This window comes from Phaeobacter sp. JH204B (assembly GCF_048055755.1).
GTDB classification, from domain to species: domain Bacteria; phylum Pseudomonadota; class Alphaproteobacteria; order Rhodobacterales; family Rhodobacteraceae; genus Phaeobacter; species Phaeobacter bryozoorum.
This window is the reverse complement of sequence record NZ_JAYMXF010000010.1, coordinates 1-25,833: the sequence shown is the minus strand read 5'-3', so window position 1 is coordinate 25,833 and position 25,833 is coordinate 1. Positions and strand designations below refer to the sequence as shown.

The following is a 25,833-nucleotide window of genomic DNA, read 5'->3' as shown; positions in this document are numbered from 1 at the left end:
CTACCCTTTCAGGTGGGGTGGACCTGCGACAGATGCAGGCGCAGGTCCACCAGTCTTGCGCTCAGTTAGTTATGCTGAGCGGTGTATTTGTCGATCAGATAGGTCGCCTGCTCCAGCAGCGCGTCGCCATCAATGCCTTTTGCCTTCATGTCGTCGAGCCACTGCTGGTAGATCGGCTTCGCGGCTTCGCGCCAGATCGCGGTCTGCTCTTCATCCAGCGTGATGACATTGTTGCCCTCATCCAGTGCGAACTCCCGCGCCGGATCATCGGCATCAGCCATGGTGCCACCGGCAAAGACCGAGAACTCCAGACCGGAGTTCTCATCCACGGCCTTTTTCAGATCATCGGGCAGGCTCTCATATTTCTCTTTGTTCATCGCCAAAACAAAGGTCAGCGTATAGAGCGCGCGGCCGGTGAATTCCGTGTGGTTCTCGACCAGCTCCGGCACCTTCAGCGCGGTGGTGACTTCCCACGGAATGGTGGTGCCGTCGATCACGCCCTTGGACAGGGCTTCCGGGATAGCCGGAACCGGCATACCCACCGGGGTTGCGCCCAGTTCCGTCAGCAGCGCGTTCACCGAACGGCCACCGCCGCGGATCTTCATCCCACGCAGATCATCCGGTTGTTCCACCGGATCCGTGGTATGGATGATGCCGGGGCCGTGAACCCAGGTGCCAAGGATCTTCACGTCCTTGAATTCACCATCCTTCATATGCTCCTCGAACATTTCCCAATAGGCGTGCGATGCCGCACGCGCATTGGTCATCATAAACGGCAGTTCGAACACTTCGGTCGAAGGGTAGCGGCCGGGGGTATAGCCCACAACGGTCCAGACAATATCTGCCACGCCATCAATGGCCTGATCCATCAGTTCTGGTGGCTTGCCACCCAGCTGCATGGACGGATAGCGGTCGATCTTGATACGCCCCTGCGAAGACGCCTCGACCTTGTCGGCCCAGACATCCAGAATCAGCTTGGGCACATTTGCCTGCGCCGGCAGGAACTGGTGCAGCTTCAGCGTCACCTCCTGCGCCATCGCCGAGGTCGCGCCCATCACCATGAGTGCAACGGCCCCTGCCGCGCCAAGTAGTTGTCTCCGAGTGGTCATATGTTTCCTCCCTCTGACCTTATGTCTTTTCGTAACTATCGCGATCAGATGCCCCTGATGCAACAAACCCAACGCACAGCCTATCCAGCCATCCGGCCGTAAACGCCCCCTGACACCCTCAGCTATTAGGTGCATTTGTAACCATCAACAGATGATTATGTATCTGCACTGCATGATTTCGCGAAAATGCTTCAGCCTGCTGGGTCGATGAAACAAAAATACGTTACAGAAACCTTCAAACAAGAAGTATTCAAGTTACATAAATCACGGCATGGTTGCATCTGATCGCTAAATTCGCCGCGCTGATTACATGACGCGCTATTTTCGCCTATCGCAGCGACAACCGCACAGATGTCAGCCCATCAATACCGCCTTCGATATGATCCCCTGCGACAACAGGACCAACCCCCGCCGGCGTGCCCGTCATCACCAGATCCCCCGGCCGCAGATGATAATACCCAGAAAGATGGCATAGAATCTCCTCGACCGACCAGATCAGCTCCCCGAGAGAGGCGTCCTGACGGATCTCTCCGTTCACCCGCAACCAGATTCGCTGCGTCTGAGGCTCCCCCCATTCCGATGCCGCACGCAGCGGCGCAAAGACACTGCCGCCCTCCAGATCCTTGCCCAGGCTCCAGGGGCGCTGCTTCTGGCGTTCGCGCAATTGCAGATCCCGGCGCGTCATGTCCAGCGCGCAGCCATATCCCCAGATCGCCGCCCGCGCCTCTGCGGCCGTCGCATCCCTGAGCGGCGCTGCAATCGCGACGACCAGTTCCATTTCGTGGTGAAAATTCTCCGTCCCCTGCGGATAGGGCAGCTCCGCGCCACTCAATACCGCGTGGCAGGCCGACTTGGTGAAATAGAACGGCTGCTCCCGGTCGACCGCCACACCCATCTCCGCAGCATGGGCCGCGTAATTTCGCCCGACACAGAAAATGCGGCCAACCGGCCAGACCTCCTCGCGCCCCTCCAGCGGAATGGCAGGCACCGGCGGTAGATCGAACAACGGCTTAGACATGGTAGAGACCCTTCGGATTGGGGGAAATCGAACCGGCCAGACCCTCGCGTTTCCCGCAGGTCACCACCGGCCACCAAACTCAGACGCCGCACCCTAGCAACCTCACCATAACAGCGCGACCCCCAACCGGATGATCCACCCCCGATCGCGGGACGCAGCTTACCGGCGATCGAGTCATCGCCCGGACCACCTCGTGAGCACCAGCACAACGGCAATTGTCGCTTGACACTCAAACCAGCCACCTATTAGTTCATATGCAGAACGAACTAATAGGTGATGTATGGAATCGACCCAGCAAACCTCATTTTCCAGGCAGGTGGCGCTGTACTCGGTCATGCAGGACATCATCCATTGCGGTCCGATCTCTCGCGCCTCAATCTCCAAGCAGACAGGATTATCGAAGCAGACAGTTTCCGAGTTGGTTCGTATCCTTGAAAGCGAAGGCTGGATTCGCGAGACGGGCCGGACCTCTGGTCATGTCGGCCGCACGGCGACCACCTATGAACTGATACCGGAAAGCGCCTTTATGGCGGCGGTCGATCTTGGCGGCACCAAGGTGCGCGTCGCGATCGTCGATCTCGCTGGTACTATTGTCGCCGAGGTCGTAGCCCCCACTCATCCAGATGGCGGGCGTCATGTGGCCGATCAAATAGGAGACCTGGTCAGCCGCGCCATCGGCGAGGGAAATGTGGCCGCCAACACTGTCAGACAGACAGTGGTCGGCTGCCCCGGTGTGCCGGACGTCCTATCCGGAAAGGTGAACTTCGCCCCCAATATTGCCGGAATCGATCAGATCGATTTTCGGGCCGCGGTATCAGAGGCAACGGGCACAAAGACGTTGCTTGAAAACGACGTTAACCTCGCAGTACTCGGCGAACACTGGCTTGGCGCAGGCCATGGCATCGACAACGTTGCCCTGATCGCGTTCGGGACCGGGGTTGGCGCAGGGCTGATCGTAAACGGAGCGCTTGTAAGAGGCGCATCGGGAGCCGCCGGGGAACTTGGCTATCTACCGTTCGGCGCTGATCCTTTCGAGGAAGAATCCCTGCGGGTCGGGGCGTTCGAACGAGTGTCGGCCACGCATGGCATTCGCGCGGCATATCTCGCCACAACTGGTAAAGATGTCGACGTACCGGCGATATTTGATGCCGCCGCGTCTGGTGAGGTCGCGGCTCGGGAAGTCCTCGATAAAGTCGCAACTCAAATGGCGCGGGCAGTTGCGGCAATTGGCGCCGTGGTGGCGCCCGAGGTGGTCATCCTCGGCGGAGCAATTGGGTCCCGTCCCGAAATCCTGACCGCCACCCGCGATGAGCTGAAGCGCTGCTTTCCCTTCCCGATCAGGATCGAACCTGCCCAACTCGGCCATCACGCCGCGCTGAGCGGAGCCGTCGCTGTTGGACTGACCGAATTGCATACCGAGTTGTTCGCCAAATCTGCGCCCGGCGCGGTCATTACCCTGCCGACCCCGAAACAGGGCAAACTTGCGGGTTCCGCAGAATGACGGCGCATGGCCCCCTGATCACGCTCCTGAGCCAACATCTTGACCGGGCGGTGGTCAACGATCTGCTGGCCCGGGCTGTTCGCGCCGCTTCCGTGACTGGGGACGAGGTCGCGATGGTTGACATGCTGCGTCCCGAAATGGAGCGTCTATCGCTGTCGCCCTCGGTCGAAGACTTCAGTCCAGGGAGGCCGAACATCACAGGACGGCGCGAGGGTGGCGATGGTCCTGACCTTCTTTTCATCGGACATACGGACGTTGTTCATCCGGGCAACTGGAGCGATCATTGGGCTGGCAAACCACAACAGGACCCCTTTGGCGCGACAATCATCGACGGCGAACTGTGGGGGCGCGGCGCTGCCGATCTCAAGGCTGGCATTTGCACATCGCTCGCCGCTCTCGATCTTCTGGACCGGGCGGGTATCCGCCTTCTGGGAACGGTGTCTTTCGCATTTGTCGGAGATGAGGAAAGCGGCGAACCCGGCAGCGGAAAAAGCGCAGGCGTTCGCCATTGGACAGAAAGCGTGCTGGCGGGCGGACTGCCGCGTCCGGATCTGGCGGTCTATGTCGAACCTACCCGCCTGCAGATCCTGCCGGTGCAGATCGGATTTTATATCGCGGAGATCGTGCTGACGGGCCAATCCGCCTATTTTGGCCGACCGGAGCTCGGCCGCGACGCCCTGAAGGCCGCGCACAAGGTCCTTCAGGCGATTTGGGATCACTCGGATCGAATTTCGGCCGCTGGCAGCCATCCGCTTCTGGGGCGCAGCAACATCCTTGTAACGGGGCTTGAAGCCGGGGGGCTGATTGCTGTTCCCGGAGAATGCCGCTTTTCGCTGATTGGCAAGCTTCTGCCGGGTGACGACCTTGATGCCGCCACCTCGGAACTGGAAGCCGTGATCCGCGCCGCAATTGCTGAGGACATCCGCGTCAAAATAGATTTCACCGCCGGTCGCGACCATCCGCTAGGCGGCTCCCCGGCCGGGATCGAAGCCGATCATGAGATGGTCCGGCAGCTCTCTGCTTCCATCGCGGCCGTACGGCCCGATCGCGGTGCAGTTGAAGGTGCGCCCTTCTGGTCGGAAATGCCCTTTCTGACAGCAATGCTCGGCGTGCCGACTGTCTATTGCGCACCTGGCGATATCAGCATCTGCCATACGAACCACGAACGCGTTCCCCTGCAGGATTACCACGACGGGATTGTCGCCTTCGCAGCCTTCATCGCACTCACATGTGGAATTCGGTCCGACTGAACACAGGGGCCACAACAGGGAGAGAGACCATGAATTGCACTTCCAGAAATCTTCTTGCATCGTTGTCGATACTTGCCTTCATGGCAATGCCTGCATCGGCCCAGACCGTCGGACCCTCGGGCGAGGCGGCAACCCCCTCCTCGGCTGTGATCGTTGATGATGCGCAGGCGAGCCAGCTGCAATCCCGGGGCCTTAGGGCGGCGCTGCTCTGGCACGATCAATCCGACTTTGTGAACGCGGTTACCGCAGGCGCAACCGATGAATTCACCCGGCTTGGTATCGAGGTGGTTGCCACGACATCAGCCGGCTTTGACAGTGCGCGTCAACTTGCGGACATCGAAACCGCGCTCGCGCTCAACCCCGATATCATCTTGTCCCTGCCGCTCGACCCCGTGGCATCTGCGTCGGCCTTCAAGAAAGCACGCGACGCCGGTGTCGAGTTGGTTTTCCTTTCCAACCTCCCGTCCGGCTACGAGCATCCTGCCGACTATGCCGCCATCGTGACCGACGATCTGTTCCAGATGGGCAAGCAGGCAGCCGACATTCTGGCGGGCGCGATGGGCGGCACAGGCGACGTGGGCTGGATCTTTCACGACGCCGCTTACTACGTGACGAACCAGCGCGACAATGCCTTCAAGACGACGATCGAAACCCACTATCCCGGGATGGAGATTGTCGCCGAGGCCGGTATCAGCGATCCCGCAAGGGCAGAGGAAATCGCGAATGCCATGCTGTTGCAGAACCCCAACATCGGTGGGATCTACGTGACATGGGCAGGTCCGGCCGAAGGTGTGCTCGCCGCGCTGCGCGCAAACGGCAACAGCTCAACCCGTATCGTGACGCTCGACCTGTCTGAGCCGATTGCTCTCGATATGGTCAAGGGCGGCAATGTCGTCGGCATCGTTGCCGATGAGGCCTATGAGCTCGGGCGCGCCATGGCCGCTGCCGGGGCGCGCGGGGTTCTCGACCTCGACAACCCGCCCTTTGTCGTTGCACCGGCCGTCTCGGTTACCGCCAAAAATGTCAACGAAGGTTGGAACCAATCGCTGAATCTGGATGCGCCGCAATCGGTTCTCGACGCGCAGCAATAATCTACCCCCGCTGCGCCCGGAGCGATCCAGGCGCAGGCCCAGATGAATTCCCGCAATTGGACGGAGACCATGTCGCCAAAATTTCCTAACCGGGCCGTTCTGCAAGGGCTGATCGTCTATGCGGGTTTCGTGCTCATTTTCCTCTTCTTTGCCGCGATGCTTTGGGACCGTGGCTTCCTTTCCCCCCAGAACCTGACGAACATCGTCTTACAGACAGCTCCGGCAACGGTGCTCGCGATTGGACTGGTCTTTGTCTTGGCAGCGGGCGAGATCGACCTTTCGTTCGGTGCCGCGGTCGCACTTTCGGCGATCGTCGCCGCGATGGTCATGCGGGTCGCGCCCTGGCCTATTGGCGTCGCCGCAGGGCTGGCAACAGGCATGGCGGTGGGCTTTGTCAACGGGGCCATCGTCGCCTATGCCCGGCTTCCCTCCTTCCTTGTTACATTGGCCACGATGGGTGTCGTAGCGGGCATCGCGCGTGAATTGTCCAATTTGCAATCCATCCCGGTCACCGCCGATGCTTTCATCGGCATTTTTGGCGGCGGAAAACTGTTCGGCATCCCCTCGCTTGTGATCTGGACCATTCTAGCGCTGTTGATCGGACATCTAGTTTTTCGTGAAACGCGCTATGGGGCCCATGTATTGGCAACCGGCGACAATCCACGCGCGGCCCTGGTCTCGGGCATCCGCGTCGCTCGCCTGCGGTTGTCGGTGCTTATGGTATCCGGGGCCTGCGCCGGCTTGGCTGGTCTGCTCTATGCCGGACGTCTCCAGTCAGCCCGCTACACCTTGGGCGAAAGCGATCTGATGACTGTCATCGCCGCCGTCATCGTGGGCGGCACCGCCCTGAACGGCGGACGAGGCAGCGTTCCTGGCGCGCTCGTTGGAAGCCTGATGATGGGCATGCTGTCCAACGGGCTGATCCTGATGGGGCTATCTGTTTCTTGGCAGATGATCATCAAGGGCCTGATCGTTCTGGCCGCCGTCGCCGTTTCACTACGCGAACCGAACCGCTGAAAGGAAAACAGACATGTTCCTCGATGTCCTTCGCCGTCGAAATCCCGATTTCGTCCTCGCCGCGCAGATGCTGCACAGGACGGGCGAAATCCCCGCGAACTCTTACGTTCTTGATCTGGACGCGGTTGCAGAAAACGCACGCCTGATCCGTGCGGAAGCCGATAAGTTTGACCTCAAGGTCTTCGCGATGACCAAGCAGGTGAGCCGCAACTCGGGGTTTTGCCGCGCCGTGATGGCTGGCGGCATTGATCGCGCGGTTGCTGTCGATATGGCCTGCGCCATCGCTTGCCATAACGCCGGGTTGAAAATCGGGCACCTCGGCCATCTCGTGCAGGTACCGCGCGCAGAAGCCGCGATGGCAGCGCGACAACTAACGCCCGATTACTGGACCGTGTTTTCGCAGGCCAAGGCGGCAGAGGCGGCAGAGGCCGCACTGGCAGTCGGACGCGAACAACCACTGCTTGCCCGTGTGCAGACCGCCGGAGATACATTCTATCGCGGTCATGAAGGTGGGTTTCCCGCAGAGGATGCGGTCGCAGCCGCAGGCTGGATGTCCCAGCTGAGCGGCGCGCGTTTCGCTGGCATCACCACGTTTCCTGCGCAGCTCTATGACCACACCACAGGCAAGATTAGACATACACCAAACCTTGGCACCCTGAAGCGGACCGCTGATGCTCTGCAACGCGCGGGCTTTGACAAGATCGAAATCAACGCACCCGGCACGACATCTCTTGTCACACTTGAGGCGCTTGCTGAAGCCGGAGCAACCCAGGTCGAACCCGGCAACGGGCTGCACGGCACGACACCTCTCCATGCCGTCGAGGATCTGCCCGAGATGCCAGCTGTTCTCTACCTCAGCGAGGTCAGCCACCTTCATGGCGGCCGCGCCTATTGCTTCGGCGGAGGTCTATATGTCGATCCGGTCTTTCCCGAATATGACATCAAGGCATTGGTCACCACATCCCCCAGCGTAGACACTACTGATTTGAGATGCGTCGAGATCCCGCCGCCATCTGCGATTGACTATTACGGGATGATCGACGCCACAGGCGCCAACGCTCCCGCACCCGGTGACACGGTCGTTTTCGGCTTCCGCGGCCAGGCCTTCGTCACCCGCGCCCACTCGGTCGGCATCGAGGGCGTATCGAAGGGCAAGCCGCGCGTGGTGTCGATCGAAAACAGCTACGGGCAGGCAGAACCCTGGCTCAGAATCCGGAATGCGACAAGATGACCCCGGTTCTTCAACTCAGAAATATCCGCAAATCCTTTGGCGGAGTCACGGCGATCCAGGATTTCTCGCTCGACATGCTCGCAGGTGAAGTCGTGGCCCTTGTCGGCGACAACGGCGCCGGCAAATCAACTCTCATCAAGATGATCTCAGGTGTCTACACACCCAGTTCAGGCGAGATGCTTCTGGATGGAAAGCCAGCAAACTTTCCTGACGCTTCAGTTGCTCGGGAACGGGGGGTAGAGGTTGTCTATCAGGATCTGGCACTGGCCGATCAACAGACTGTCTACATGAACCTCTTTCTTGGTCGTGAACCCGTGAAGGGGCCGCTGCGGCTGCTTGATCGCAAGAGGATGATCGCCGAAACGGACGCGCTTGTTCGTGAACTGGATGTGCGCATCCCGTCCGCATCCGCTACGATTCGCGACCTTTCAGGGGGACAACGCCAGGGTGTCGCAATCGCACGCGCAACGCATTGGGCAAGGAAACTAATCCTGCTCGACGAACCCACTGCCGCGCTTGGCGTCGCTGAAACCGCCCGGGTCGAAGCAACAGTTGAATCGCTGAAAGCACGCAACCTCGCAATCTTCATCGTCTCCCATAGTCTCGATCAGGTCTTCCGCCTGTCGGACCGTATCTGTGTCCTGCGCCGCGGCGAGCAGATCGGGATCCGCGAGACAGACAAGACGGACAAGAATGAAATCGTCTCGATGATCACCGGCGTCTCAAAATGAAACAGGCTGGCGGTCGCACTCGCCAAAGACAGCGCGCCTAAGGATCGGGCGACCAAAGATCATTCCCTTGAGGAAAGTCTTGCAAATGTCGTGAACACGGAAGGCGTTGCGCTACCGCTGCGATCGCACCTATCAGCGCAACAGCATTCGATTGTTCATCAGAAAAACGTTAGTGTATCAGACTGTTCGCCCCGATCAGGATCGAAGCGCCCACAAACACCGTCAAGGCAATCGACAACATCCCGGCGCAGACACCCGCCAGCACGATGATCCCATCCCGTTCCAGCAGCCCGATGCTGGCAACAAACAGGGCAATTGCTGGAAACCAACCGCTGAGCGGCAGCGGCACGAACAGCGCCAGGGAAACCAGAAACAGCAGGCCTCCGGTCAGCTGTTCTCTTCGTGGCTGAAACACCGCCCGCAGGCGCGGTCGGGCAACCCGTTCCAGCCGCCGCGACACGGGGCGCAAGCGCAGCACGATACGGCGCATGCCTGTGCCGGAAAACCGGATCCGCGCGATACGTCGCGGCAGCCGGACGCTGGAAAATCCCAGTCCCATCTGCGCGCAGAAAAACAAGAGCGGCAGAGCGGTGACAAGGGTTGACCCTGGAGGCAAAGGAAGAAGATTGATCAGGCACGACAGCAAGATTGCCCATCCGAAGGACCTGTCGCCAAGCTGCTCCAGAAAGGTGCCAAGCGCGATATGATCGGAGTTTTGATGGTAGCGGATCACGCGCAGCAGCGTGAAGGAGAGAGAGCGCTTCCTGATCAAGCCTATAGCACCGGGACATCCAGAAACAGCTTTCACATTCGCCTCGCAACTCGGACCGTGCCTGCCTCCTGCTTAGCGCCTTGCTGTGTCTGCGGCAACCGGCTTCGCAGCTGAGACAGCCGCACCGACCCTGTTCCAGAGTTCCTCGGCAACAACCCCAATGGGCTGGTCCCTGCGCCGCATCTTGAATATCATTGTCCGTCGCAGCGGGAACCCGTCCAGGTTCAGGGACAGCAAAGCCCCGGAACGCCGCTCCTCCTCTGTCATGTGATCTGGCAGACCGCCCCAGCCAAGCCCGGCGAGGATCACCTTTTTCTTGGCCGCAAGATCGGACACCGTCCATTTCAGGCTCCCGGACAAGAGATCGCGGCTTTGTTCATGCGCCGCGCCGGCGGTGCCGGCGGCGACCACCTGCACATGGCTTTGCATTTCGGATGCCGACAAGGCGCGGGACCCGACGGGCAGGTTCAAGGCGGGGCTGGCCACCGGCCGGATCGTGACCTCGGCAACCGGCTCTGCCTCCACGTCGTCCAGCGGCACCCCGTCAAGCGACGCAAGCGCGATATCCGCCTTGCCCTCCATCAGCCGGGCAATCGGGCCGCCCATCATTTCCATGCGCAGCCGGAGGTGGGTCGCAGGGTGGCGCCGCCCGGTCTCCGCAAGCGCCGGCAGCAAAGGGTCCAGATCCATGGTGGCACTGACGGCAAGCGTCAGTTCCGGTTCTTCGCGGGCGCGCAGCCGGGCGGCGGTAGATCGAAGCCCCTGCATCTGCCGCAGCACCCGCGACGCCTCACGATAGAAGATTTCGCCCGCCGGGGTCAGAGACGGCCGGTAGGCTTCGCGGCTGAACAGCTCCAGCTCCAATTCCTCTTCCAGCAGGCGGATTGCATGGCTGATGGCCGACTGGGATTTATTCAGACGCTCCGCCGCACCGCGGAAGGTGCCGGTTGAGACGATCGCCTCAAGGGCAAGGAGCTGGCCGTGTTTCATCAGCATTCAACATGATATACTTCGGTAATCGTTATCTTGAAAACTCGATATTATCAATCAATCATATCAGCAGGTAGTCAGAGGGCATCACCACCACAGGAGACTGTCATGAAACTCTACTACAAACCCGGTGCCTGCCCGCTGGCCAGCCATATTGCCCTCTATGAAACCGGCCGCCCGTTTGACATCGAAGCGGTAGATACCGCGGCGGGACGGACCGAAAGCGGCGCGGATTACCGGGCGATCAACCCCAAAGGCTATGTTCCGGCCCTGGGTCTGGACGATGGCAGCGTCCTCACTGAAGGGGCGGCGGTTTTACAGTATATCGCGGACAGCCATCCGGAGGCAGGTCTGGCGCCGGCGGCGGGCACCTTGGGCCGGGCCCGGATGCAGGAACAGCTCAACTGGATCGGGACCGAGCTGCACAAGGCCTTTACCCCGCTGTTCCGCGAGGCCACGTCCGAAGCCGGCAAGGACGACGCGCGCAGCGCGGTTGCGGGCAAGTTCGATTTCATAGAGGTCCAGCTGACGGATGGCCGGGAGTGGCTGGTCGAAAACCGGTTCTCGGTGGCCGATGCCTATCTGTTCGTGGTCTCGAACTGGGCGAACTTCACCGGCATCGATCTGGCCCGCTGGCCCAATCTGGCCGCCTTTGTCAGCCGCAGTGCTGCCCGCCCGTCGGCCCAGGCGGCAATGCGCGCAGAGGGGCTGATCCAATGACGCCTGCCGCACACAATGAGGTCGGTGCACTGATTGAGGCTTATTTCGAGGGCCTCCATCAAGCCGACAGCGCCCTGCTGCGCAAGGTTTTTCACCCGCAGCTGGCCTATGTCTGCGCCACCGAAGGCGATGAACTTTTTCTGGATCTTGAGACCTACATGACCCGCGTCGATAGCCGCGAGCCGCCGACCAAACGCGGTGAGGCGCGCGAGGAGGAGATTCTGGAGATCGCCTTTGCCAGCGACCGGCTGGCCCGTGTCAGCGCCCGGATGACCATGATGGGGCGGGATTTCCACGACCTGCTGACCCTTGTCCGCTACGGTGCCGAATGGCGTATCGTGGCCAAAGTGTTTTCCTATGTTCCGCGAAAGGACTGAACAATGCCTTATGTGAATATCAAAGTGACCCGCGAGGGCGGCCCCGAAGGCACCGGCCCAAGCGCAGACCAGAAGGCGCAGCTGATCGCCGGGGTGACGGAGCTGCTGCAGGATATTCTGGGCAAGACCCCGGCAACCACATTTGTAGTGATCGACGAGGTTCCGCTGGAAGACTGGGGCGTCGGCGGCCTGCCGGTGCAACAGTACCGCAAGCAGGCGCAATAAAGACGCAGCGGACAGAGGCGCTGAGGGCGACCTGTCCGCTGCCCCGGGCGCCGATGACTTTTGCGGTGGAGGGCGTACCGGCTAGCGCTGTCTCAATTGCCGCCAGGCGTTGCAGAACCCGGCTCATGGCCGGGCGTTGTTTGTATTGCGCGCCCTAACGCCTGACGATAGTAGAGCTGAGCCGCCGGGCACGCTGTCTCCTTCTGGTTGCTTGCATCTGTGAATTTTAATGTCACGACATGTCTATCTATATTTATGCATTCATCGACAGAGTCACGGGAAGGCTGACCCGTTTTCCGACGCGACAACTCATTTACTGACGCAATTCCCCTTGAAGGAAAATTTCATGGCTAAAGGTTTGAACTCTGTCTCATCATTTCTCCAGATCGGAGATCAAAGAGTCGACGGCTTGTTTTTTGGGCAAAAATGGAGCGATGATACTATTCACTATGCCTACCCGTCTGAGCCCGGTGTCTATAATTATTCAGCTTCTTATAATGAGGCAGCTGCGTTTTCAGAGGTTTCCGATCTGCAGAAATCTGCGATCAAATTCGCTTTGGACTCTGATCTCGGCCCCGCCGCAGCAAGGGGCTTTTCTGTTGAAGGTATTACAAAGCTGAATATTGAGCATGACGCAACACCGGATACGACCAGCCCGGAGGCTATTCGGTACGGCAACACGTCCTCACCCGATGTTCTCGGTGCTCATGGATATTACCCGCAAAACAGTCCAACCGCAGGGGACGTCTGGTTTGGAAACACGGTTTACCGATCCCCGGCAGCGGGCAACTACGCCTGGCATACTGTGCTGCATGAAACCGGACATGCTTTGGGACTGACGCATTCACATGAAAATATTAACGGATTCGGTGTTGTTCCATCTGAGTACGACCACATGGAATACACGATCATGAGCTATCTGAGCTACGAAAATAGCCCGCTAGGTGGATATAGAAATGAACCCTCGAGCTTTGCACAAACCTACATGATGCTGGATATCGCGGCCCTGCAGCATATGTATGGTGCCGATTACACCACCAACAGCAACGATACGGTCTACAAGTGGTCCCCCAATTCAGGCGACACTTTGGTCAATGGTGAAATTGCAATCGATGCGGTCGGCAACCGGATTTTCGCCACCATCTGGGATGGGGGCGGCGTCGACACCTATGATCTTTCAGCCTACGCCGAGAATCTAAACATTGATCTGAACCCCGGCGAATCCTCACGCTTCAGCGCTGCACAGACGGCCCATCTGGGATATGGATATAACGCTAGCGGCAATATCTACAATGCACTTCTCCATAATGGTGACACGCGTTCGCTGATCGAAAATGCCATAGGTGGCACTGGCAACGACGTAATCGCGGGCAACGTCGGCTCAAATTTACTGCGTGGTGAGGGTGGCAACGACACCATCACAGGCGGTGAAGGTAATGATACCGTCTTTGGCAATACCGGAAATGACCATATCAGCGGTCAAGACGGTGATGACCGGATGCTGGGTGGCAAGGGCAACGACACAGTCTTTGGCGGCACTGGCAACGACGAGTTGCTGGGAAATCAGGACGACGACGTGCTGAATGGCAAAGAAGGTGCGGACACGCTTTACGGCGGTTCCGGCAGCGACACTCTGAATGGAGGTACCGGCGCCGACAGTATGTCAGGAGGCACAGGCAACGATACCTACTGGGTGGACGATGCCGCAGACCAGGTGGCCGAAAATGCGGGCGCAGGTCAGGACCGGGTCAATAGCTCAGTAACTTTCGATCTGACTGCTCACAGCGCACATATCGAAGACCTGACCCTCACCGGAAGTGCCAACATCAATGGCACTGGCAATGAGGCGGACAACTCGATTTCCGGCAACACTGGCGCCAATATTCTGCGTGGTGAGGGCGGCAATGACGTCATGACAGGTGGTGACGGAAATGACACTGTCTATGGCAATACCGGAAATGACCATATCAGCGGTCAAGATGGTGATGACCGAGTGCTGGGTGGCAAGGGCAACGACACAGTCTTTGGTGGCACTGGCAACGACAAGTTGCTGGGAAATCAGGACGACGACGTGCTGAATGGCAAGAGCGGCCGGGACACGCTTTACGGCGGTTCCGGCGACGATACTCTGACCGGCGGCAACGGTGCCGACACATTTGTATTCACGAAGGGAGAAGACGCCGACCGGATCACCGATTTTGGCCTCGGCAATGACACGCTTTTGCTGAGCGGGTTCGGTTTCTCTACTGAGCAGGATGCGCTTGGCTATGCAAATGACGTGTCAGGGAACGTGATTTTCGACTTCGGTGATGGTGACAGCCTAACCCTGTTGAATCTGCAGCTACAGGACCTGCATAGCAATATCGTCTTCACCTAGTAGGTTCACTGATCGACCGCAGGCGGGCTGCGCGGGCAACCGCATAGCCCGCTCTCTGCTTCCAGGCTTTCGGACTAGATGTCACAGCCAAGGAGGGCTCGACTGTGCTAAGGCGGCTGGCGTCCCGTCTGAGGACAGGCAATGTAGCTATAGCAGTATGGGAAACGTGCTGCTTCCGAGCAATCAAAGGAGGCGGATCTTCAATACAGTATTCACTCGGCACTCTGGCCGAGATCTACCGGCATAGTACAAATACGAATGTTCAGTGGATTGATCTTATTGGAAGAAGTGGTGAGCCGTGCAGGATTCGAACCTGCGACCCACTGATTAAAAGTCAGTTGCTCTACCAACTGAGCTAACGGCCCACTTCTTCTTCGGAACATCGTGTTGTTCCCTGGTCGCTCTTTAAGGACATAATCCAAAAGGATCAAGCACTTAATTTGCTTCGGAGCGGCGCGACCGTGTCAGTCATGCTGTCCCGATAGGCGGCGTATCTAGGGGTAAGGGCTGAGACGGTCAACCCCTTTTTTCAACTTTCTTGCCACAAGGCTGGATTCATCTTCGACGGAGGTCTATATGCGCGAAATGACCACAGGATCAGACACCCGCTTGCCCTTCATGAAGATGCACGGCCTCGGCAACGACTTCGTTGTTGTGGATGCCCGTGACATGTCGTGGCCCATCACACCGGCCATGGCCGCCGGAATCGCGCACAGGCAGATGGGCGTGGGATTCGACCAGCTCACCGTAATCACCCACGGCGAGGAAGACGCACATCTGACCTTCTACAACGCCGATGGATCCACCTCGGCCGCCTGCGGCAACGCCACCCGCTGCGTGGCCCGCTACCTGATGCAGCAGACCGGACGCGAGGCCCTGCGTCTGACCACCGATCGCGGCCTGCTTCATGCAAGAGATGCAGGAAACGGGCTGACCGCCGTCAACATGGGCCAGCCACAGCTGGACTGGCAGGATATCCCGCTGGCAGAGCAGATGGACACGCTGGAGCTGCCGATTGAGGGGGCGCCAACCGCCACCGGCATGGGCAATCCGCATTGCACCTTTTTTGTCGAAAACGCCGAGCTGATCCCTCTCGCCGAATTTGGCGCGCGCTACGAGCATCATCCGCTTTACCCTGAACGCACCAATGTGCAGGTCGCCCATCTGGTCGGCACAGATCACATCCGCATGCGCGTCTGGGAACGCGGCGTCGGCATCACCCTGGCCTCGGGCTCCTCGTCCTGCGCCACCGCAGTGGCCGCAGCGCGACGCGGGCTGACCGGTCGCCATGTGCAGATAGATCTGGATGGCGGCACGCTCTGGATTGACTGGCGCGACGATGGCGTCTGGATGACCGGCCCGACCTGCCACGTGTTCGACGGCAGCTTCACCCGCGACTTTCTGGAAAGCCTCTCAACATGAGCGCGCCCAAATTCACCACGCTCGGCTGCCGCCTGAACGCCTATGAAACCGAAGCGATGAAAGAGCTCAGCCAGCAGGCAGGGCTCAGCAACGCCGTGGTGGTCAACACCTGTGCCGTCACCGCCGAGGCCGTGCGCAAGGCACGGCAGGAGATCCGCCGCCTGCGCCGTGAAAACCCGGAGGCGCCGATCATCGTCACCGGTTGTGCCGCCCAGACCGAACCGGAGACCTTTGCCGCAATGGAAGAGGTCACCCGCGTCATCGGCAACACCGAAAAGATGCAGGCCGAGACCTGGCAGCAGATCGCCAAGGGACCGGACTTCATCGGCACCACGGAAAAGGTGCAGGTCGACGATATCATGTCGGTGACCGAGACCGCAGGCCATCTCATTGACGGTTTCGGCACCCGCAGCCGCGCCTATGTGCAGGTCCAGAACGGCTGTGACCACCGCTGCACTTTCTGCATCATCCCCTATGGTCGCGGCAATTCCCGCTCCGTCCCTGCCGGTGTGGTGGTCGATCAGATCAAGCGGCTGGTGGACAGAGGCTATAATGAGGTTGTCCTGACCGGCGTCGATCTCACCTCCTGGGGCGCCGACCTGCCCGCCACGCCCCGTCTGGGCGATCTGGTGATGCGGATCCTGAAACTGGTGCCGGACCTGCCGCGCCTGCGCATTTCCTCCATCGATTCGATCGAGGTGGACGAGAACCTGATGCAGGCCATCGCCACAGAGCCGCGGCTGATGCCGCACCTGCACCTGTCGCTGCAACACGGCGATGATCTGATCCTGAAACGGATGGCCCGCCGCCACCTGCGCGATGACGCGATCAAATTCTGCGAAGACGCCCGCCGCCTGCGCCCGGAGATGACCTTTGGTGCCGATATCATTGCAGGCTTTCCGACCGAGTCGGACGCCCATTTCGAGAACTCGCTGAAACTGGTTACCGACTGCGATCTCACCTGGCTGCACGTCTTCCCCTATTCCAAGCGCGAGGGCACCCCGGCCGCCAAGATCCCCAATCAGGTGAATGGCACGGTGATCAAGGAGCGAGCTGCCCGTCTGCGCGTCGCCGGTGACATGCAGGTACAGGCCCATCTCACCGCGCAGATCGGCCGCAGGCATCGCATCCTGATGGAAAACCCGCACATGGGCCGCACCGAGCAATTCACCGAGGTCAGCTTTGCAACCCCGCAGGTGGAGGGCGAGATCGTCACCACCACCACCACCGGCATCAGGGGAACCCAGCTCACTGCCTGAGGCCGCGCGTCGACGCATTGGAGCCGCACACAGGCAGCACTCTGGGTGCCACTCCTACTGCGAAGACAGTCTTGCCCCTCCCGCATCGATGCCGGAGGATGGCAGGATCATGAGCCTCATTCTCTTCCTTCACGGCCCCTCCAGCAGCGGCAAATCCACGCTGGCAGCAGAACTGCGCCGCCAGTCACCCCGCCCCTTCCTGCACCTCTCCATTGATCACCTGCGCAGCAGCGGCGCCTGGCGCCAGGTCGATTATCCCGACTGGCAAGCGGCCCGCCCCGCCTTCTTTGACGGGTTCCATCGCGCAGTTGCAGGCTTTGCCGACGCCGGTAATGATCTGATCATCGAACATATCCTCGACACACCCGGCTGGCACAGCCAATTGCAGGACCTGCTGGCAGGCCACCAAATGCTGTTCGTCGGATTGCGCCCCTCTCTCGCCGCGCTGCACCAGCGCGAGCAGCGCCGGGGTGACAGGCCGCGGGGCAGCGCCGTGCAGGATGCCGCCCATGTCCGTGCCGGGATGCGGTATGATCTGGACTGCGACGGCACCCGCGACACCGAACAGCTTGCGCGCGACATCCTCACCCGCATCAACCAGCCGCTACCCGCCTCCGGGTTTTTCCGCTAGCCGCACATCAGGACGCACCGCCCACTGTCATCTTTCCCGAAATACTCCGGGGTGAATGCCCGCAGGGCAGAGGGGCAGCGCCCCCAATACGAAAAACCCCCGCAGGGCCACACCATGCGGGGGTTCGTAATTGCTCAGGAAAACCGGCTTAGCTGGTTTTCTTGCCTTTGTGCGGCGCCCACAGACGCTTGTTGGTGAGATACAGCAGCACCGACAGCAGCGTCAGGAACAGCACGCCGACAAAACCGGCCTGCTTGCGCGCCATCATTTTCGGCTCCGCCGTCCACATCAGGAAGGCCGCGACGTCCTGCGACATGGCTTCCACATCGTTGGCGTGGCCATCGACGAACTCAACCTGCTCATCCGACAGCGGCGGCGCCATGGAGATCCAGCCACCAGGGAAGGCAGTGTTGCCATAGAAGGTGGTGCCTGCTTCTTCCTTGGTCTCACCGGTGTAACCCGCCAGCAGCGACGCAATATATTCCGCACCGCCCATGCCTTTGAACAGCTGGTTCAGACCCAGACCGTAGGGGCCGTGGAAACCCGCACGTGCCTTGGCCATCATGCTGAGGTCAGGCGCGCCTGCGTTGTTGTTTTCCGGGAAGTTATCGGTCGGCTTGGCCGGACGATCTTCATCCTCCACCGGATCGTAAACCGAGAAGTTCTCGGCCGCATAGGCGCGGACCTGCTCTTCTGGCAGGTTCGGGCCACCTTCATCGGCCAGGGTGCGCAACGGCACCAGCTTCAGCCCGTGACAGGCTGCGCAGACTTCGGTGTAGATCTGCAGACCGCGCTGCAGCTGGTTGGTGTCGTAGGTGCCAAACGGGCCTTCGAACGAGAAGTCATAGTCCTCGACATGGCCCGAGCCTCCCGCCGCAAAGGATGCGGCAGGCGCCAGGGACAGTGCGAAGGCGGCACCAATGGCTAGTTTTTTCAACATGGTTGCTGTCCTTCTCAATTACTCGGCCGGCGTGGCGTCAGCGCCAGACTTCTTGCCGTAATGGGCATCAAAATCCGCTTCGATGGTGTCGGGAATCGCCAGCGGCTTCTCGATGACGCCCAGCAGCGGCAGGATCACCAGGAAGTAGGCGAACCAATAGGCCGAAGCGATCAGGGAGAACGACGCATAGGGTTCTTCCGCAGGCATCGCACCCAGCCACATCAGGGCAAAGAAGTCGATGACCAGCAGCAGGAACCACCACTTGAACTGCGGGCGGTACCGGCCCGAGCGCACGCGGCTGGTGTCCAGCCAGGGCGCCAGCGCCATGACGGCAATCGCACCAAACATCGCCAGCACGCCAAAGAACTTGGCGTCGATGATGCCACCGGTCACAAAGGAGGCAATCTGCACAACCCAGACTTCCGAGGTGAAGGCCCGCAGGATCGCGTAGAACGGCAGGAAGTACCATTCGGGAACGATGTGTGCAGGGGTCACCAGCGGGTTGGCTTCGATGTAGTTATCGGGGTGGCCCAGGTAGTTCGGCATGAAGCCGACGATCGCCCAGAACACAACCAGCACAACCGCCAGACCTACGAAATCCTTGATCACGAAATAGGGCCAGAACGGCAGCGTGTCTTTCTTGGCTTCTTCCTTGGAGCCACGACGCACTTCAACACCGGTCGGGTTGTTGTTGCCGGTGGTGTGGAAGGCCCAGATGTGCACGATGACCAGCGCCGCGATCACGAAAGGCAGCAGATAGTGCAGCGAGAAGAAGCGGTTCAGCGTGGCGTTGTCCACGGCAGGCCCGCCCAGCAGCCATGTCTGCAGCGCTTCACCAACAAAGGGAATGGCGCCGAACAGGCCGGTGATCACGGTCGCCCCCCAGAAGGACATCTGACCCCAGGGCAGAACATAGCCCATGAAGGCGGTGCCCATCATCATCAGGTAGATCAGCATGCCGATGATCCATGTGATCTCGCGCGGTGCCTTGTAGGACCCGTAGTAGAGACCCCGGAAAATGTGGATGTAGACCGCGACAAAGAACAGCGATGCGCCGTTCATATGCAGATAGCGGATCATATGGCCGCCGTTCACGTTGCGCATGATGTGCTCAACGGAGGCGAACGCCAGATCGACATGCGGTGTGTAATGCATCACCAGGATGATACCTGTGACGATTTGCAGGACCAGGCAGAATGCCAGGACGATACCCCAGATCCACAACCAGTTCAGGTTCTTGGGTGTGGGGATCATAATGGTGTCATAGATCAGGCCAACGATGGGCAGGCGGCTGTGCAGCCACTTCTCGCCACCGGTTTTCGGCTCATAATGATCGTGCGGAATGCCGGACATGAATGTCTCCCTTATCCCAGTTGGATCGTAGTTTCATCAAGGAACACGGCCGTCGGAACCGGCAGGTTCTCGGGCGCGGGACCTTTGCGGATACGACCGGCAGTGTCGTAGTGCGACCCGTGGCAGGGGCAGAACCAGCCATTGAACTCGCCAGCGCCATCACCCAGCGGCACACAGCCGAGGTGGGTACAGACACCCATCATGACCAGCCATTCGCCAGCTTCGTCCATGGTGCGGTTTTCGTCGGTGGCCGGCACATCGCCTGCGTTGACGTTCCGGGCAACCGGATCGGGCAGGTCGGCCAGATCAACAGCACGTGCTGCTTCGATCTCTTCCTGGGTGCGGCGGCGGATGAACACCGGCTTGCCAAGGAACATAACCGAGATCTGGGTCCCGACTTCCACACCTGCCACGTCCACGATAATCGAGGACAGAGCCTGAACGTCAGCCGAGGGGTTCATCTGGTTGACCAGGGGCCAAATAGCGGCGCCCGCAGTCACTGCCCCGGCGCCGGCAGTGGCGTAGTAGAGGAAATCTCTCCGGGTTCCTTCGTTGTCTTCTGCGTGGGACACGAGGTTTTCTCCAATTCCAGCGCCCGTTTAGGGCAAACATGCGCATACACCGCGCAATGAACGCAGTGACTCATCGCGGGTATCTAGCGGGGAGAAGGGCTTTCGTCCAGCGGTCATAGGCGCGCAGATGGACGCACACGCAAGTAATTATGCGCAACTGTTGCAAACAGCCTCACATATTTGCGCGGGCACGCCGTATTTCAAGGGGAGCGCCCGCGCCAGATCTCAGCTTTCCGGTGGTCGCGTCGCCTGCATCGACGGACGCGAATCGAATTCGGCGAACCAATCCGCCAGCGCCTCGTTCCCCTTGCGCCAGCCCATGTCCGGGTGCCGGAAATCCACATAGGACAATGCACAGGCCACAGCGATCTGCCCGATCCGCAGCGATCCTTTCAGATGCGCCATCCAGCGCGCGTTCAGCGCCGCGCAGCCGCCCAGCACCTTGCCGCTCTGCCCTTCGATCCACTCTGGCCATTGCTTGTCCGCGGGGCGCAGGCGCTTTTCATAGGACAGCAGCACTGCCGCCTCCATGATGCCATCCGCCGTGGCCTCCAGCACCCGCGTGTCCCAGCCGCCCTCATAAAGCGCCCCACCCGCACGCTCTGCCAGATAGGCGCAGATCACCCGGCTGTCATACAGCGTCGCGCCCCCCGCGCGTTCCAGCGCCGGGATCTTGGCCAGCGGGTTGGCGGCCTTCAGGTCGCTCGCCGGGGCAATCGGCGTGGTGGCCACCGGGATCAGCTCGACATCCGCCAGCTGATCCGTTTCATGCAGCACCACCATGACCTTACGCACATAGGGGGAGGTGGGCGCGTGATAGAGTTTCATTGCGGAAATCCTTCTGAACAGGGTTTGGAGACAGATCCACGACGATGATACCATGTCTTACATGGGGCGCGGCTGCGCACACTCTAGCCTGGCCTCACGGCAGGACCACCCCCTTCGGCATCTTCGGTCACGCTTCCTCTTGCTTTTGCCATATCGAGCGGCCATGTTCGCGCTGTTCTCAGGGCGGGGCGAAATTCCCCACCGGCGGTAAGCGGGCATGTCCCCATAAGCCCGCGAGCGGTCATTTTGAGTGCCGTCACAGCTTGAACCGAAAACCGGTTCCGACTTTTCGGGCTGTGAAGGCGCTGGAAATGATGTCCAGCAGATCTGGTGCAACTCCAGAGCCGACGGTCATAGTCCGGATGAAAGAGAACGTGTGACAGGGCCACGAGGGACGTGTGCCCTCATCACTCGTGATCGCCTTGGGTGACGTGTCAAACCTATAGGAGATACCACAATGACACACACCCGCTTTGCCTTCATCAAGGCACATTGGCATTCCGATATCGTTGATCGCGCATTGGAGGGCTTTCAGCAGCTGATCCCGGCGGAGCAGATCGACGTGTTTGATGTGCCCGGCGCCTTTGAAATGCCGCTGCTGGCCAAGGATCTCGCCAAGACCGGAAAATACGACGCCATCGCCTGCGCCGCTTTTGTGGTGGATGGCGGCATCTACCGCCATGACTTCGTGGCACAGGCTGTGGTGGATGGCCTGATGCAGGCAGGCATGGAGACTGGCGTGCCCGTCCTGTCCGTCTCGCTGACGCCGCACCACTATCAGGAAACCGATCACCACAACGCCATCTACCGCGCCCATTTTGTCGACAAGGGACGCGAGGCCGCCAATGCTGCGCTGATGATCGTCAGAACCCGGCAGGAGGCGCTTGGCGCCTAAACGGGGTACGACGCAGCGCGGGTCGGGCCGCTACAGGCCCGGCCAAGCGATCACCCCAGATAGGCCTTCAGCGCCGGCGGCGGATTGTCCAGTAGCTCCGCCGTCGCCATCGGCGGATGCGCCACGCCATCCGCCACCAGTATCACCTGATCCGCAATCCGCCGCGCATCCGCCGGGTCATGGCTGACCATCAGAACCGTTGCCCCGGTCTCCTGAGCCAGCTCCGCCACCAGATCCAGCATCTCGGCCTTCAGCGCGGGCCCCAGCGCCGCAAACGGCTCGTCCAGCAGCAGAAGATCGCGGCCCTGCACCAGCACCCGTCCCAGCGCCACCCGGCTTTGCTGACCACCGGACAGGGCGGCGGGCTTGCGCTCTTCCATTCCGGCCAGTCCGACCCGGGCAATCGCTGCGCGCACCCTGTCCTGCTCTTCGCGGCTCAGCCGCAGGTTCGGGCGAATGCCCAGCGCGACATTCTGCGCCACGCTCAGATGGGGAAACAGATTGCCGTCCTGAAACAACATCGCAATCGGCCGTGCACCCGGTCTCACATCCGTCAAAGCGCGCCCCTGCCACGACAGCCCCCCTGAGATGATCGGCACAAAACCGGCAATCGCCTCGATCAGCGTTGTCTTGCCCGCGCCGGAGGGACCGATCACCGCCACCCGCTCACCCGCCGCAACCGACAGATCCGCACGCACGATAAAGCCGCCGTTATCCATTTTGCAGTGATCAAGTTTCAGCATGACGCCGACCTCCCCGGTCGCATATGTAAAACGCCCCCATCGACAGGCACAGCAGTAACAGCGCCCCGCCCGAGGCTGCCTCCATCCGGTAAGCTCCCATCAGGCGATAGACCTGCAAGGGCAGCGTTGCGGTTTCAGAATCGGCAAACAGCGCAATGACTCCGAGATCGCCCATCGACAGCGCGGCCGCCAGTCCCGCGGCAAAGCCAAGCTGAGGACGCAGCCGTGGCAACAGCACCCGGCGCAGGTACACCCCGCCGCGCATGTCCAAAGAGAGCGACAAACGGCCATAGCGCGCCAGGATCTCGCGCACTCTGGGGATCAGAATGCGCAGCGCAAACGGCAGCGCCATCAGCGCATTGACCAATGCCGTGACCGGCAGCGCCAGCGCAAAGGGATCGGCAACCGGGTAGATCAGAATAAACAGCCCGGTGCCGATCACCAGCGGTGACACCGCCAGACCAAGCAGCCCGGCAACCTCCACCACCGCCCCCCGGCCCAGCGCCACGGCAATTGCCATCGGCAGGGCGATCAGCAGCAGAACCAGCGTACTCAGCCCGGCAATCAACGCCGACGTCGCCGCCGCCATCCAGACCGACTCCCCCATCGACAGAAGCCCCGGCAGCCCCGCGATGACGATGGCGCTCAGCGGCAACACCAGGAACAGCGCCGCCCCCGACAGATAGATCGCATCCAGCCCCCGCGCCCAGCGCCCCTCGCCATCCCAGCGCCGCACGGGCCGGTCCAGCCCGGCTCCGAATCCTTCGCCGCTGGCAACGCGCAGCGCCACCAGCGCCGCCGCCCCGGTCAGCAGCAGCTGAACACCCGACAGCATCGCCGCCCGCCCCAGATCGAAATCGAAGCGGAACGCCTGGTAAATCGCCAGTTCGATGGTGGTGGCACGTGGTCCGCCCCCCAGCGTGAGCGCCACCGCAAAGCTGGACAGGCAGATCGCAAAGACCACCGCCAGCGCACCGGGCACCACCTGCCGCAGCATCGGTGCCTCCAGCAGCCGCCACATTGCCAATGGTCCGGCATTGAGCTGCGCCGCAAGGCGAAAGCGCTCCGCCGGGATTTCCTGCCAGCCTTGCAGGATCAGCCGTGTCGCCAGCGGCAGATTGAAAAACACATGAGCCAGCACAACGCCGTGCAAACCATAGATCTGCAGCGGTCCAAGCCCGAAAACCCCCAGCAGATCGCTCAGCCAGCCCGACCGGCCAAACACCGCCAGAATGCCGAGGATCGCAACAATCACCGGCAGGATGAACGGCGCCCCCATCAGGGCGATCAGCAGCCGCCGCCCGCGAAACCGTCGCCGCGCCAGCGCGCGCGCCACCGGCACCGCCAGCGTCACGCTCACAACCGCCGACAGAACCGCCTGCCAGATGGTAAAGCGGATCGCGGCCCAATCGGCGACCCCAAGACCGCGCCCGACCTCGGCCCGCAGGATAACAGCGGCCAAAGCCCCAAGGATGAACGTCGCGACCAAGGCCGCGACGCCCAGACCCCAGCGGGATCTCAGCGGCTGAGCGCGGTCAGCCATTCTTCCAGCGCCGCATCACGCAGCGCCGCCGCTTCCTCTGCACCCAGCAACAGCGATTTCTCCGGCGCAACGAGGGTCTCAAACCCCTGCGGCAGGCCAGCTGTCGGCGTCACCGCCGGATACATCCAGTTGGTGGTCGGAATGATTGACTGGAACGCATCGCTGACCATGAAGGCCAGGAACTGATCCGCCAGTTCCGGCTGGTCGCTGGCCGCCAGCTTGCCGGCAACCTCAACCTGCATGTAGTGACCTTCATCGAAGACCGCCGCCGCCTTGCTGGCGTCATCCTCGGCGATCAGGTGATAGGCAGGCGAGGTGGTATAGGAGAGCACCATATCCGCCTCGCCCTCCAGGAACAGCCCATAGGCCTCCGACCAGCCTTTGGTCACGGTCAGCACATTGTCGGCCAGCCCCTCCCAGACCTCGGGGGCCTTGTCGCCATAGGCAGCCTTCACCCACATCAAGAGGCCAAGGCCGGGGGTGGAGGAACGCGGATCCTGAATCACGATCTTCAGATCGCTCTCAGCCAGCTCGGTAAAACTCTTCGGTGCCGTGGAATCGGCATTATGCACAAAGGCAAAATACCCCCAGTCATAGGGCGCAAAGGTGGTGTCTTCCCACTCGAACGGCAGTGCATAATCGGCGCTGATGCTGTGCTCGGCAAAAAGACCGGTCGCCTTCGCCGCTGCGGTCAGATTGGTGTCGAGCCCCAGCACCACATCCGCATCGGACCGCGCCCCTTCCAGCTTCACCCGTGCGAGCAGCGCCGCGCCGTCACCTGCGCCGACCAGTTTCAGGTCACAGCCGCAGGTCGCCTCAAAGGCTTTCTCCACCGCCGGCCCGGGACCCCAGTCAGAGACAAAGCTGTCGTAGGTGTAGACAATAAGTTCAGGCGTTTCGGCATAGGCTGCCGTTGCGCCCAGCAGTCCCGCTGCAAGTACAAGATGTTTCATGGCATCCTCCAATGCGGCCTCCAATGCGACGTGGGGCAAGGGTGGAGCCAATCCATACCTTCCCTCCGCCGGTTCTAGCCGGTTCAGGTTCTACGGGTGTGATCTCAGCGTCGATGACGCACCCCGAGGTGGCGCGCACCCTAGGGGCCGGACAGCTGAAAGACAAGCGATAGCGGGCTCGCACCCCTCACTAGAATGACAGCAAGGCTGACCAATTGTTTCGCACGCGAAACATTGGGGGAGTCTGGCTGTCCTTTCTGCAAGGTTAACCCACCCCATCTTCTG

At 60.7% G+C, this 25,833-nt stretch carries 25 protein-coding genes, 1 tRNA gene and 2 riboswitches; of the genes, 14 read left to right on the top strand and 12 right to left on the bottom strand.

Features of this window, described 5'->3' with window-relative positions; translation table 11 throughout:
- Nucleotides 1-65 precede the first annotated feature (65 nt).
- Both VXL81_RS05705 and VXL81_RS05700 read right to left on the bottom strand, forming a co-directional pair.
- Entirely contained in the window at nucleotides 66-1,109 is a 1,044-nt protein-coding gene (locus VXL81_RS05705) for a TRAP transporter substrate-binding protein (protein WP_340546985.1), read from the bottom strand.
- Between the two features lie 328 nt (nucleotides 1,110-1,437).
- Nucleotides 1,438-2,127 carry a fumarylacetoacetate hydrolase family protein gene (locus tag VXL81_RS05700; RefSeq protein ID WP_416553261.1) on the bottom strand — a complete coding sequence of 230 codons (690 nt, stop codon included), beginning with the start codon at nucleotides 2,125-2,127 and terminating at the stop codon, nucleotides 1,438-1,440.
- Nucleotides 2,128-2,407: 280 nt separating this feature from the next.
- Here VXL81_RS05700 and VXL81_RS05695 point away from each other — a divergent pair, with 280 nt between their 5' ends.
- Genes VXL81_RS05695 through VXL81_RS05670 form a run of 6 tightly spaced genes read left to right on the top strand, consistent with a single transcriptional unit; the run spans nucleotide 2,408 to nucleotide 8,948 of the window.
- Nucleotides 2,408-3,628, top strand: a complete 1,221-nt coding sequence (locus tag VXL81_RS05695) for an ROK family transcriptional regulator (protein WP_416542648.1) — start codon at nucleotides 2,408-2,410, stop codon at nucleotides 3,626-3,628.
- Nucleotides 3,625-4,878 (top strand): M20 family metallopeptidase, encoded by a 1,254-nt coding sequence (locus VXL81_RS05690; RefSeq protein ID WP_416541465.1) that lies wholly within the window; start codon nucleotides 3,625-3,627, stop codon nucleotides 4,876-4,878. The genes VXL81_RS05695 and VXL81_RS05690 overlap by 4 nt, the downstream gene beginning before the upstream one ends.
- Before the next feature lie 29 nt (nucleotides 4,879-4,907).
- Entirely contained in the window at nucleotides 4,908-5,969 is a 1,062-nt protein-coding gene (locus VXL81_RS05685) for a substrate-binding domain-containing protein (protein WP_416553259.1), read from the top strand.
- Nucleotides 5,970-6,011: 42 nt separating this feature from the next.
- Complete coding sequence (locus VXL81_RS05680; protein WP_416546516.1) at nucleotides 6,012-6,986, top strand: ABC transporter permease; 975 nt, start codon at nucleotides 6,012-6,014, stop codon at nucleotides 6,984-6,986.
- A 13-nt stretch (nucleotides 6,987-6,999) separates the two neighbouring features.
- On the top strand, nucleotides 7,000-8,217 hold the full coding sequence (locus tag VXL81_RS05675) for an alanine racemase (RefSeq protein ID WP_416553257.1): 1,218 nt from the start codon (nucleotides 7,000-7,002) through the stop codon (nucleotides 8,215-8,217).
- Complete coding sequence (locus VXL81_RS05670) at nucleotides 8,214-8,948, top strand: ATP-binding cassette domain-containing protein (RefSeq protein ID WP_340546992.1); 735 nt, start codon at nucleotides 8,214-8,216, stop codon at nucleotides 8,946-8,948. The genes VXL81_RS05675 and VXL81_RS05670 overlap by 4 nt, the downstream gene beginning before the upstream one ends.
- A 169-nt stretch (nucleotides 8,949-9,117) precedes the next feature.
- On the opposite strand, the gene VXL81_RS05665 is transcribed toward VXL81_RS05670, so the two are convergent.
- Nucleotides 9,118-9,720: an exopolysaccharide biosynthesis protein gene (locus VXL81_RS05665; RefSeq protein WP_416534424.1), complete on the bottom strand. Its 603-nt coding sequence runs from the start codon at nucleotides 9,718-9,720 to the stop codon at nucleotides 9,118-9,120.
- A 72-nt stretch (nucleotides 9,721-9,792) separates the two neighbouring features.
- A complete protein-coding gene (locus VXL81_RS05660; protein WP_416553390.1) occupies nucleotides 9,793-10,710 on the bottom strand; it encodes a LysR family transcriptional regulator in 918 nt (305 codons plus the stop codon).
- A gap of 108 nt (nucleotides 10,711-10,818) precedes the next feature.
- Here VXL81_RS05660 and gstA point away from each other — a divergent pair, with 108 nt between their 5' ends.
- The 4 genes from gstA to VXL81_RS05640 all read left to right on the top strand — a co-directional run bounded on the left by gstA (nucleotide 10,819) and on the right by VXL81_RS05640 (nucleotide 14,409).
- Entirely contained in the window at nucleotides 10,819-11,430 is a 612-nt protein-coding gene (gene gstA / locus VXL81_RS05655; protein WP_416553255.1) for a glutathione transferase GstA, read from the top strand.
- Nucleotides 11,427-11,807 carry a nuclear transport factor 2 family protein gene (locus tag VXL81_RS05650; RefSeq protein WP_416534421.1) on the top strand — a complete coding sequence of 127 codons (381 nt, stop codon included), beginning with the start codon at nucleotides 11,427-11,429 and terminating at the stop codon, nucleotides 11,805-11,807. The genes gstA and VXL81_RS05650 overlap by 4 nt, the downstream gene beginning before the upstream one ends.
- A gap of 3 nt (nucleotides 11,808-11,810) precedes the next feature.
- The gene (locus VXL81_RS05645; RefSeq protein WP_416553253.1) at nucleotides 11,811-12,032 is read left to right on the top strand and encodes a tautomerase family protein; all 222 of its coding nucleotides are present in this window, start codon (nucleotides 11,811-11,813) and stop codon (nucleotides 12,030-12,032) included.
- A gap of 346 nt (nucleotides 12,033-12,378) precedes the next feature.
- On the top strand, nucleotides 12,379-14,409 hold the full coding sequence (locus tag VXL81_RS05640) for a M10 family metallopeptidase (RefSeq protein WP_416553251.1): 2,031 nt from the start codon (nucleotides 12,379-12,381) through the stop codon (nucleotides 14,407-14,409).
- 289 nt (nucleotides 14,410-14,698) lie between these two features.
- Here the strand turns inward: VXL81_RS05640 and VXL81_RS05635 are convergent.
- Nucleotides 14,699-14,774 (bottom strand) — tRNA-Lys (locus VXL81_RS05635).
- Nucleotides 14,775-14,985: 211 nt separating this feature from the next.
- On the opposite strand from VXL81_RS05635, the gene dapF reads away from it, so the two are divergent.
- The 3 genes from dapF (at nucleotide 14,986) to VXL81_RS05620 (ending at nucleotide 17,721) form a co-directional block, all read left to right on the top strand.
- Nucleotides 14,986-15,831, top strand: coding sequence for a diaminopimelate epimerase (dapF, locus tag VXL81_RS05630; RefSeq protein ID WP_416534418.1), 846 nt, complete (start codon nucleotides 14,986-14,988; stop codon nucleotides 15,829-15,831).
- Nucleotides 15,828-17,090 (top strand): tRNA (N(6)-L-threonylcarbamoyladenosine(37)-C(2))-methylthiotransferase MtaB, encoded by a 1,263-nt coding sequence (gene mtaB / locus VXL81_RS05625; RefSeq protein ID WP_416553249.1) that lies wholly within the window; start codon nucleotides 15,828-15,830, stop codon nucleotides 17,088-17,090. The genes dapF and mtaB overlap by 4 nt, the downstream gene beginning before the upstream one ends.
- Nucleotides 17,091-17,199: 109 nt before the next feature.
- Nucleotides 17,200-17,721 carry a chloramphenicol phosphotransferase CPT family protein gene (locus tag VXL81_RS05620; protein ID WP_416553247.1) on the top strand — a complete coding sequence of 174 codons (522 nt, stop codon included), beginning with the start codon at nucleotides 17,200-17,202 and terminating at the stop codon, nucleotides 17,719-17,721.
- A gap of 148 nt (nucleotides 17,722-17,869) precedes the next feature.
- On the opposite strand, the gene VXL81_RS05615 is transcribed toward VXL81_RS05620, so the two are convergent.
- From VXL81_RS05615 to VXL81_RS05600, 4 genes are all read right to left on the bottom strand, one after another.
- Nucleotides 17,870-18,661, bottom strand: coding sequence for a cytochrome c1 (locus VXL81_RS05615; protein WP_340547001.1), 792 nt, complete (start codon nucleotides 18,659-18,661; stop codon nucleotides 17,870-17,872).
- 18 nt (nucleotides 18,662-18,679) lie between these two features.
- The gene (petB, locus tag VXL81_RS05610; RefSeq protein ID WP_416546499.1) at nucleotides 18,680-20,014 is read right to left on the bottom strand and encodes a cytochrome b; all 1,335 of its coding nucleotides are present in this window, start codon (nucleotides 20,012-20,014) and stop codon (nucleotides 18,680-18,682) included.
- Between the two features lie 11 nt (nucleotides 20,015-20,025).
- Nucleotides 20,026-20,586, bottom strand: a complete 561-nt coding sequence (petA, locus tag VXL81_RS05605; protein ID WP_340547003.1) for a ubiquinol-cytochrome c reductase iron-sulfur subunit — start codon at nucleotides 20,584-20,586, stop codon at nucleotides 20,026-20,028.
- A 225-nt stretch (nucleotides 20,587-20,811) separates the two neighbouring features.
- A complete protein-coding gene (locus VXL81_RS05600; RefSeq protein ID WP_340547004.1) occupies nucleotides 20,812-21,414 on the bottom strand; it encodes a glutathione S-transferase in 603 nt (200 codons plus the stop codon).
- Between the two features lie 170 nt (nucleotides 21,415-21,584).
- Nucleotides 21,585-21,792, top strand: a riboswitch (FMN riboswitch).
- A gap of 79 nt (nucleotides 21,793-21,871) precedes the next feature.
- Here VXL81_RS05600 and VXL81_RS05595 point away from each other — a divergent pair.
- Nucleotides 21,872-22,309: a 6,7-dimethyl-8-ribityllumazine synthase gene (locus VXL81_RS05595; RefSeq protein ID WP_340547005.1), complete on the top strand. Its 438-nt coding sequence runs from the start codon at nucleotides 21,872-21,874 to the stop codon at nucleotides 22,307-22,309.
- A gap of 50 nt (nucleotides 22,310-22,359) precedes the next feature.
- Here VXL81_RS05595 and VXL81_RS05590 read toward each other — a convergent pair whose 3' ends face one another.
- Genes VXL81_RS05590 through thiB form a run of 3 tightly spaced genes read right to left on the bottom strand, consistent with a single transcriptional unit; the run spans nucleotide 22,360 to nucleotide 25,548 of the window.
- On the bottom strand, nucleotides 22,360-23,052 hold the full coding sequence (locus tag VXL81_RS05590) for an ATP-binding cassette domain-containing protein (protein WP_416534413.1): 693 nt from the start codon (nucleotides 23,050-23,052) through the stop codon (nucleotides 22,360-22,362).
- Nucleotides 23,039-24,595 (bottom strand): thiamine/thiamine pyrophosphate ABC transporter permease ThiP, encoded by a 1,557-nt coding sequence (locus tag VXL81_RS05585; protein ID WP_416553245.1) that lies wholly within the window; start codon nucleotides 24,593-24,595, stop codon nucleotides 23,039-23,041. The genes VXL81_RS05590 and VXL81_RS05585 overlap by 14 nt, the downstream gene beginning before the upstream one ends.
- Nucleotides 24,571-25,548: a thiamine ABC transporter substrate binding subunit gene (thiB, locus tag VXL81_RS05580; RefSeq protein ID WP_416553243.1), complete on the bottom strand. Its 978-nt coding sequence runs from the start codon at nucleotides 25,546-25,548 to the stop codon at nucleotides 24,571-24,573. The genes VXL81_RS05585 and thiB overlap by 25 nt, the downstream gene beginning before the upstream one ends.
- Nucleotides 25,549-25,591: 43 nt before the next feature.
- Nucleotides 25,592-25,684: riboswitch (TPP riboswitch) on the bottom strand.
- Nucleotides 25,685-25,833: the final 149 nt, after the last annotated feature.

Bases quoted from the DNA above. Each gene is read 5' to 3' on its own strand.
- VXL81_RS05705 (WP_340546985.1), bottom strand. From the start codon at position 1,109: ATGACCACTCGGAGACAACTACTTGGCGCGGCAGGGGCCGTTGCACTC.
- VXL81_RS05700 (WP_416553261.1), bottom strand. From the start codon at position 2,127: ATGTCTAAGCCGTTGTTCGATCTACCGCCGGTGCCTGCCATTCCGCTG.
- VXL81_RS05695 (WP_416542648.1), top strand. From the start codon at position 2,408: ATGGAATCGACCCAGCAAACCTCATTTTCCAGGCAGGTGGCGCTGTAC.
- VXL81_RS05690 (WP_416541465.1), top strand. From the start codon at position 3,625: ATGACGGCGCATGGCCCCCTGATCACGCTCCTGAGCCAACATCTTGAC.
- VXL81_RS05685 (WP_416553259.1), top strand. From the start codon at position 4,908: ATGAATTGCACTTCCAGAAATCTTCTTGCATCGTTGTCGATACTTGCC.
- VXL81_RS05680 (WP_416546516.1), top strand. From the start codon at position 6,012: ATGAATTCCCGCAATTGGACGGAGACCATGTCGCCAAAATTTCCTAAC.
- VXL81_RS05675 (WP_416553257.1), top strand. From the start codon at position 7,000: ATGTTCCTCGATGTCCTTCGCCGTCGAAATCCCGATTTCGTCCTCGCC.
- VXL81_RS05670 (WP_340546992.1), top strand. From the start codon at position 8,214: ATGACCCCGGTTCTTCAACTCAGAAATATCCGCAAATCCTTTGGCGGA.
- VXL81_RS05660 (WP_416553390.1), bottom strand. From the start codon at position 10,710: ATGAAACACGGCCAGCTCCTTGCCCTTGAGGCGATCGTCTCAACCGGC.
- gstA (WP_416553255.1), top strand. From the start codon at position 10,819: ATGAAACTCTACTACAAACCCGGTGCCTGCCCGCTGGCCAGCCATATT.
- VXL81_RS05650 (WP_416534421.1), top strand. From the start codon at position 11,427: ATGACGCCTGCCGCACACAATGAGGTCGGTGCACTGATTGAGGCTTAT.
- VXL81_RS05645 (WP_416553253.1), top strand. From the start codon at position 11,811: ATGCCTTATGTGAATATCAAAGTGACCCGCGAGGGCGGCCCCGAAGGC.
- VXL81_RS05640 (WP_416553251.1), top strand. From the start codon at position 12,379: ATGGCTAAAGGTTTGAACTCTGTCTCATCATTTCTCCAGATCGGAGAT.
- dapF (WP_416534418.1), top strand. From the start codon at position 14,986: ATGCGCGAAATGACCACAGGATCAGACACCCGCTTGCCCTTCATGAAG.
- mtaB (WP_416553249.1), top strand. From the start codon at position 15,828: ATGAGCGCGCCCAAATTCACCACGCTCGGCTGCCGCCTGAACGCCTAT.
- VXL81_RS05620 (WP_416553247.1), top strand. From the start codon at position 17,200: ATGAGCCTCATTCTCTTCCTTCACGGCCCCTCCAGCAGCGGCAAATCC.
- VXL81_RS05615 (WP_340547001.1), bottom strand. From the start codon at position 18,661: ATGTTGAAAAAACTAGCCATTGGTGCCGCCTTCGCACTGTCCCTGGCG.
- petB (WP_416546499.1), bottom strand. From the start codon at position 20,014: ATGTCCGGCATTCCGCACGATCATTATGAGCCGAAAACCGGTGGCGAG.
- VXL81_RS05600 (WP_340547004.1), bottom strand. From the start codon at position 21,414: ATGAAACTCTATCACGCGCCCACCTCCCCCTATGTGCGTAAGGTCATG.
- VXL81_RS05595 (WP_340547005.1), top strand. From the start codon at position 21,872: ATGACACACACCCGCTTTGCCTTCATCAAGGCACATTGGCATTCCGAT.
- VXL81_RS05590 (WP_416534413.1), bottom strand. From the start codon at position 23,052: ATGCTGAAACTTGATCACTGCAAAATGGATAACGGCGGCTTTATCGTG.
- VXL81_RS05585 (WP_416553245.1), bottom strand. From the start codon at position 24,595: ATGGCTGACCGCGCTCAGCCGCTGAGATCCCGCTGGGGTCTGGGCGTC.
- thiB (WP_416553243.1), bottom strand. From the start codon at position 25,548: ATGAAACATCTTGTACTTGCAGCGGGACTGCTGGGCGCAACGGCAGCC.